Annotated in this window: 2 protein-coding genes; both read left to right on the top strand. The window is 40.1% G+C overall.

Features of this window, described 5'->3' with window-relative positions:
* The first annotated feature begins 166 nt into the window (after positions 1-166).
* Positions 167-439 (top strand): hypothetical protein, encoded by a 273-nt coding sequence (locus HMPREF3138_RS26155; protein WP_139145123.1) that lies wholly within the window; start codon positions 167-169, stop codon positions 437-439.
* Complete coding sequence (locus HMPREF3138_RS26160) at positions 436-669, top strand: hypothetical protein (RefSeq protein ID WP_139145124.1); 234 nt, start codon at positions 436-438, stop codon at positions 667-669. Before HMPREF3138_RS26155 ends, HMPREF3138_RS26160 begins: the two co-directional genes overlap by 4 nt.
* Positions 670-691: the final 22 nt, after the last annotated feature.

Consider the following 691-nt stretch of genomic DNA (forward strand, 5'->3'; position numbering starts at 1 on the left):
CGGCCAAATGGTTCAGGTGAATCGTGGGGATGTATCACTTTCTTCAGTGTGTCAGACTTTCAAACAGTAAGACGCCGATTGATGAACACAAAGCAATCGCGTGTGCCTGGGTCTAGGAATGGACTACTTGCATACGGGCGTGTAGACGTAAGAGGGATATCTCGTTTTGAAAAATGCAACTAAAATTATTGCTGGTGTTATCTATGTAGTACTGGCAGTACTGATCATACGTTTTGTACATCCAGTAGGGTACATAGTGGGAACTCTTGCCGATTGGTCATATCACTTTATGTCATCGGAAGGGCTTGGATGGGTAAAGGATACAACCGAATGGGGAACAGACAACGTTTCCCTTGCCGTTAGTATCTTTGCCGTTCTAATCATTGCTTGGCTTCTTTCAGTACTGGTAAATATCATCAAGAAGGTATTAAGACTATGACTACTATTCATTTATCCATACACCCAAGCAGTACTAAACAAAAAACCGATGAGTTTGTGAACGCAATTAAAAAGGAACTAAGTGAATACCACGTTATGTTTTCATTTGAGGACGTAATTATTAAAGGGGAGAACTACCCAATGGTAGTAAAAGATATTGTAGCACCCGGTGATGTTTATGATGACATTGAACAACGAATTGCAAAAGTAAGAGCCTCTTTGATAGCATAATAAAGTCCGGTGTACTAATAAA

The sequence above is a fragment of the Serratia sp. HMSC15F11 genome, assembly GCF_001808215.1.
GTDB classification, from domain to species: domain Bacteria; phylum Pseudomonadota; class Gammaproteobacteria; order Enterobacterales; family Enterobacteriaceae; genus Serratia; species Serratia nevei.

Bases quoted from the DNA above. Each gene is read 5' to 3' on its own strand.
- HMPREF3138_RS26160 (WP_139145124.1), top strand. From the start codon at position 436: ATGACTACTATTCATTTATCCATACACCCAAGCAGTACTAAACAAAAA.